This window comes from Corallococcus sp. CA049B, assembly GCF_003611685.1.
Lineage (GTDB): Bacteria > Myxococcota > Myxococcia > Myxococcales > Myxococcaceae > Corallococcus > Corallococcus coralloides.
Window position 1 is genome coordinate 30095 of the sequence record NZ_RAWC01000074.1, and the last position, 6255, is coordinate 36349.

General features: G+C 71.8%; 1 protein-coding gene (running past one end of the window). It reads left to right on the forward strand.

Going from position 1 to position 6255, the window contains the following annotated elements:
• Positions 1-5962 carry the 3' portion of a non-ribosomal peptide synthase/polyketide synthase gene (locus D7W82_RS18285; RefSeq protein ID WP_233587771.1) on the forward strand. It extends 26603 nt beyond the left edge of the window, so the window shows 5962 of its 32565 coding nt (coding positions 26604-32565); its start codon lies off the left edge, out of view; the stop codon is at positions 5960-5962.
• The last annotated feature ends 293 nt before the right edge of the window (positions 5963-6255 follow it).

Here is a 6255-nt window from a genome sequence, read left to right on the forward strand (position 1 = left end):
GCAGCGGCTGTGGTTCATCGACCAGCTCGAACCGGGCAGCGCCCTCTACAACATGCCCGTCGCCCTGCGGCTCCTCGGCGCACTGGACGAGCCCGCGCTGAAGGGAAGCCTGGACGCGTTGATGGCGCGGCACGAGTCCCTGCGCACCACCTTCCGCACGGAGGCGGGCCAGCCGGTGCAGCACATCCACGCGCAGGCCACCGTGCCGCTGGAGCGCGTGGACCTGACCACGGTGGAGGACACCGAAGCCCGGCTGCGCGAAGCGGAGCGGCTGGTGACAGCGGAGTCCCAGCGGCCGTTCGACCTGGAGCGAGGCCCGGTCATCCGCGCCCTGCTGCTCCGGCTCGCGGCCGAGGAGCACGTGCTGGTGCTCCACCTCCACCACATCGTCTCCGACGGCTGGTCGCTGGGCGTGATGGTGCGCGAGCTCACCGCCCTCTACGCGGCCCTGCGTGAAGGCCGTCCGCCCGCGCTCCCGGAGCTGCCCGTGCAGTACGCGGACTTCGCGCTCTGGCAGCGCGCCTGGCTCCAGGGGGAGGCGCTGGAGGCGCGGCTCGCATGGTGGACCCGGCAGCTCGAAGGAGCGCCCCGGGCGCTGGAGCTTCCCACCGACAAGCCCCGTCCCGCCGTCTCCACCCAGCGAGGCGACACGCTACCGGTGCACCTGCCCCTCACCCTGTCCGAGCGCGTGGAGGCCCTCGCGAAGCATGAAGGCGCCACGCCCTTCATGGTGCTGCTCGCGGCCTTCCAGACGGTGCTGCACCGCTACTCTGGCCAGGACGACGTGCTGGTGGGCACGCCCATCGCGAACCGTCGTCACGCGGAGACCGAAGGCCTCATCGGCTTCTTCGTCAACACGCTGGTGCTGCGTGGAAGCTTCGGCGCCCGGAAGACGTTCCGGGAGCTGCTGGCACAGGTGCGCGCCACGACGCTGGGTGCCTATGAGCACCAGGACGTCCCCTTCGAGCGGCTGGTGGAGTCCCTGCAAACGACGCGCGACCTGGGCCGCATGCCGCTGTTCCAGGTGATGTTCGCGCTCCAGAACGCGCCGGTGCCGGAGCTGTCGCTGCCCGGCCTCACCGTGCGCCCCGCGGTCCTCGCGGAGCGGACCACGTCGCAGTTCGACCTGAGCCTGGACCTGGACCGCCGTGAGGATGGCTTCCGGGGCAAGCTCGAATACTCCACGGACCTCTTCGAGCGCCCCACCATGGCGCGGCTCCTCACCCACCTTCAGGTGCTGCTGGAGGCGGTGCTCACGAATCCGGATGGACCGCTGTCCGGACTGTCCCTCGTTTTGGAGGAGGAACGGCGACAGCTCCTGGGCGACCTGGCCGGGGGCGTGTCGTCCTTTGACGGCGAAGGCACGCTGCACGGCCACTTCGAGGCCCAGGTGGAGCGGACCCCGGACGCGGACGCCCTGGTGTTCGGGGACACGACGCTGTCCTTCCAGCAGCTCAACGCGCGGGCCAACCAGCTCGCGTGGCATCTGCGGTCGCTGGGGGTGGGCCCGGAGGTGACGGTGGGCCTGTGCCTGGAGCGCTCGGTGGAGGCCATCGTGGCGCTTCTGGCGGTGCTCAAGGCCGGAGGCGCCTTCGTGCCGCTGGACCCGGCCGCGCCCGCCGCGCGCAAGTCGTTCGTCCTCAAAGACTCTGGCGCGTCCGTGCTGGTGACGACGCAGGCCCTATTGAAGGCGTGGCGCCCGGACGTGCCCCACCTGGTGCGGATGGACGCAAAACCTGTCCGACTGTCCGACAGGTTCTCGGAGGCCGCCCCGGCGGCAGAGGAAGGCCCGGAACCTGTCCGACTGTCCGACAGGTTCTCGGAGGCCGCCCCGGCGGCAGAGGAAGGCCCGGAACCTGTCCGACTGTCCGACAGGTTCTCGGAGGCCGCCCCGGCGGCAGAGGAAGGCCCGGAGCCTGTCCGACTGTCCGACAGGTTCTCGGAGGCCGCCCCGGCGGCGGAGGAAGGCCCGGAGCCTGTCCGACTGTCCGACAGGTTCTCGGAGGCCGCCCCGGCGGCGGAGGAAGGCCCGGAACCTGTCCGGCTGTCCGACAGGTTCTCGGAGGCCGCCCCGGTGGCAGAGGAAGGCCCGGGACCTGTCCGGCTGTCCGACAGGTTCTCGGAGGCCGCCCCGGCGGCGGAGGAAGCCCTGGAACTTGTCCGACTGTCGGACAGGTTTTCGGAAACCGCATCGGCGGCGGCGGAAGACCCGGAACTTGTCCGACTGTCGGACAGGTTTTCGGACAACCTGCCGCCGGCGGCGGGGGCGGGAAACCTCGCCTACGTCATCTACACCTCCGGCTCCACCGGCACGCCCAAGGGCGTGATGGTGCGCCACCGTTCGGTGCTCCACCTGCGCCATGCGCTCTTGCGGACCGTGTACGCGGGCCAGCCGCCGGGGCTCCGCGTCGGCGTCAACGCCCCGCTGTTCTTCGACGCGTCCGTGTACCAGCTCCTCTGGATCGTGGATGGCCACTGCGTGTGCCTGGTCCCGGCCAACCTCCGGCTGGAGCCGGAGCGGATGCTCACGTGGCTGGAGCAGACGCGGGTGGACACGCTGGACGTCACGCCCGCGCAGCTGAAGCTCCTGCTGGACGCGGGGATGTTGGAGCGCCCCCGCCTGCCTTCACTGCTGCTGGTGGGCGGCGAGGCCCTGGACGAAGTGCTCTGGCGGCGGCTCGCCGCGAACCGGCGCACTCGGGCCTTCAACACCTACGGCCCCACCGAGTGCACCGTGGCGACCACCGCATGGGAGTTGGAGGAAACGTCCCCTGCGGTGCCCGTCATCGGACGGCCGTTCGACAACCTGCGCGCGTACGTGCTCGATGAACGGCAGGAACTGGTGCCCTTCGGCCTGCCGGGAGAGCTGTGCTTCGCCGGAGAAGGCGTCGCGCACGGCTACCTGGGCCGCCCTCACCTGACCGCCGAGCGCTTCATGCCGGACCCGTTCGGCACGGAGCCTGGAGCGCGCCTGTACCGCACGGGCGACAAGGCCCGGTGGCGCGAGGACGGGACGCTCGAGTTCATGGGCCGCCTGGACTTCCAGGTGAAGGTGCGCGGCCATCGAATCGAACTGGGCGAAATCGAATCCACGCTGCGAGCCCATCCTGGCGTCCGAGACGCGGTGGCCCTGGTTCGCGAGGACGTGCCAGGCGACGCGCGCCTCGTCGCCTACGTCACTCCGGACGTGGACACAGGCCCACTGCACGAGCACCTGCGAAGACACCTGCCCGATTACATGGTGCCGGCCGCCCTCATTGCCCTGCCCATCCTGCCCCTGACTCCGAACGGCAAGGTGGACCGCAAGGCCCTGCCCACGCCGGACGCGTCGCCGCGCTCGGCACGTGCCTTCGAGCCTCCCGCGACTCCCACCGAGGAGCGCCTCTCCACCATCTGGGAGGAGCTGCTCCGCGTGTCCGGCGTGGGCCGTCACGACAACTTCTTCGAGCTGGGCGGGCACTCGCTCCTGGCCACGCAGGTGGTGTCGCGCGTGCGCGCCCACTTCGGCGTGGAGCTGCGCGTCCGGGCCCTCTTCGAAACGCCGACCGTGGCGGGCCTCGCCCGGCGGTTGACGGACGCCGCGCCCACGCCCGCGTTGCCGCCGCTGACTCGGACGCAGGGGGACGGACTCGCGCCCCTGTCCTTCGCGCAGCAGCGGCTGTGGTTCATCGACCAGCTGGAGCCGGGCAGCTCGCTCTACAACATGCCCTTCGCGCTGCGGCTGTCCGGAGCGCTGGACGTCCCCGCCCTCCAGCGGGCCTTCGACGCGCTGGTGCAGCGGCACGAAACCCTGCGCACGACGTTCGAGTCACATGACGGAACGCCACGTCAGCGCATCCATCCCGCGCCCACGGGAATGCTGCGCACGGAGGACCTGGAGGCCCTGCCCGCGGACGCGCGTGAAGCCGAAGTGTGGCGCCGGGTGGACGCGGAGGCGCTGCGGCCCTTCGACCTGGGCACCGGACCCCTCGCGAGCTTCTCCCTGCTGCGGCTGGCCGCGCGGGAGCACGTGCTCCTGCTGTGCACGCACCACACCGTCTCCGACGGCTGGTCCTTCGGGGTGCTCGTGCGCGAGCTGGTGGCGCTCTACGAAGCCTTCCGCCAGGGCCAGCCGTCGCCACTGCCGGAGCTACCCGTGCAGTACGCGGACTTCTCCCGGTGGCAGGCCGCGTGGCTGGAGGGCCAGGTGCTGGAGGGACAGCTCGGCTGGTGGAAGCGCCAGCTCGAAGGGGCGCCGCATGCGCTGGCGCTGCCCACGGACCGGCCCCGTCCGGCCCGCCGCTCCGCACAGGGAGCGCGGTGGCCCGTCCAGCTGACACCGACTTCGAGTGACGCGGTGGAAGCGCTGGCGAAGCGGGAAGGCGCCACGCCCTTCATGGTCCTCATGGCCGCGTTCCAACTGCTGCTGTCGCGGTACGCCGGACAGGACGACGTGCTGGTGGGCACGCCCATCGCGAACCGCCGCCACGCGGAGACCGAAGGCCTCATCGGCTTCTTCGTCAACACGCTGGTCCTCCGCGCCCGCTTCACCGCGGACACGTCGTTCCGGAAGGTCCTCGCGCAGGTGCGCGCGACCACGCTCGGCGCGTACGAACACCAGGACCTCCCCTTCGAGCGGCTGGTGGACGCGCTCCAGCCCGAGCGCGACCTGGGCCGCACCCCGCTCTTCCAGGCCCTCTTCGCGCTGCACAACACGCCGGAGCCGGAGGTCGCCCTCCCGGGTCTGACGCTGAAGGCCGTGGAAGTCACTCCCACGGCGGCGAAGTTCGATCTGGACCTGGCCCTCACCCGGCAGCCCGACGGCTTCCAGGGTGCGCTCACGTACAGCACGGACCTCTTCGACGCCGCCACCATCCAGCGGCTGATGGAGCGCTGGAGCACGCTGCTGGAGACCGTCCTCGCCAATCCCGACGCGCCCCTGGACCGGCGGACGTTGCTGACGGAGGACGAGCTTCACCGGATGCACGTCCCGGAGGCCCCGGCCGCCCGTCCCGTCGAAACCCCGGAGGTCGCCCCGCGCGACGATCTGGAGCGGGAGCTGGTGGCGCTCTGGGAGGAGCTGCTGGGCGTCCGGCCCATTGGCGTGACGCGTCCGTTCTTCGACCTGGGCGGTCACTCCCTGCTCGCCGTGAAGCTGATGGCGCGCATCCGGGAGCGCTTCCACCGCGAGCTGCCCCTGGCGGCCCTCTTCCAGGCACCCACGGTGGAGACGCTGGCCCGGCTGCTGCGCCAGGCGCCCGCGGTCTTCTCCCCGCTCGTGCCCATCCAGCGCGAGGGCTCACAGCGGCCCTTCTTCTGCGTCCACCCGGTGGGCGGCAACGTGCTCGCGTACGCGGCGCTGGCGAAGCAGCTGGGCCCGGAGCAGCCCTTCTACGGGCTCCAGTCCCAGGGGCTCGATGGGAGCCGTCCGCCGCTCGACACGGTGGAGGCGATGGCGGCGCTCTACGTGGCCGCCGTGCGCACCGTGCAGCCCCACGGCCCCTACCGGCTGGGCGGCTGGTCCATGGGAGGCGTCGTGGCCTTCGAGATGGCCCGCCAGCTCCAGGCCCGGGGCGAGACCGTGGAGCTCGTGGCCCTCATCGATCCCAGCCCGGCGACGGACGACCGCGTGCCGCTCGACGTGGACGACGCAGGCCAGGTGGCCGCGCTGTTCGAGCTCGACCAGGGCCAGCTCGCGACGCCGGAATCGGCCACGGAGACGGGGCGCACGCTCCTGCACGTCTTCACCCGCAACCTGCGCGCCCTGAAGCACCACCGTCCCGGAACGTTCACCGGCCGCGTCCTCCTGCTCCAGGCGGGCGATGCCCCGGCGCGCGGCGACGACGGCTGGAGCGCGCACGTCCAGGGCGAGCTGACGCGGGAAGCGCTCCCCGGAGCCACCCACTACACGCTGCTGCGTGCACCCCATGTCCAACGGCTCGCGGAGCGGCTGACGGAGGCGCTCCAGGGCGCGGCGCGGTAGGCCGGAGCTCCGCCCCGGCGCCGTGCCTCCCGCATGACGCCGGGGCGCGCCCTCCGCGAGGTCCGTGGAGGACCCTGAGGGGGGGCATGACAGGCCGCCTCCAGGGAGGAGCCAGCGCGCGTGCCAGGACTGGCACGTTCGCGGCGCGGCCACGTCATCCGGCGGGCCGCGCGCTCACGTAACGCCCCGGAATCCCAACGGCGAGGCCCTGGCGGCCCGCGTGGCCCCGACCTTGCCATGGGAAGGCCTCGCAACCCTTCACAGGAGCCCCGCCTCATGAACTTCCAGAAGCC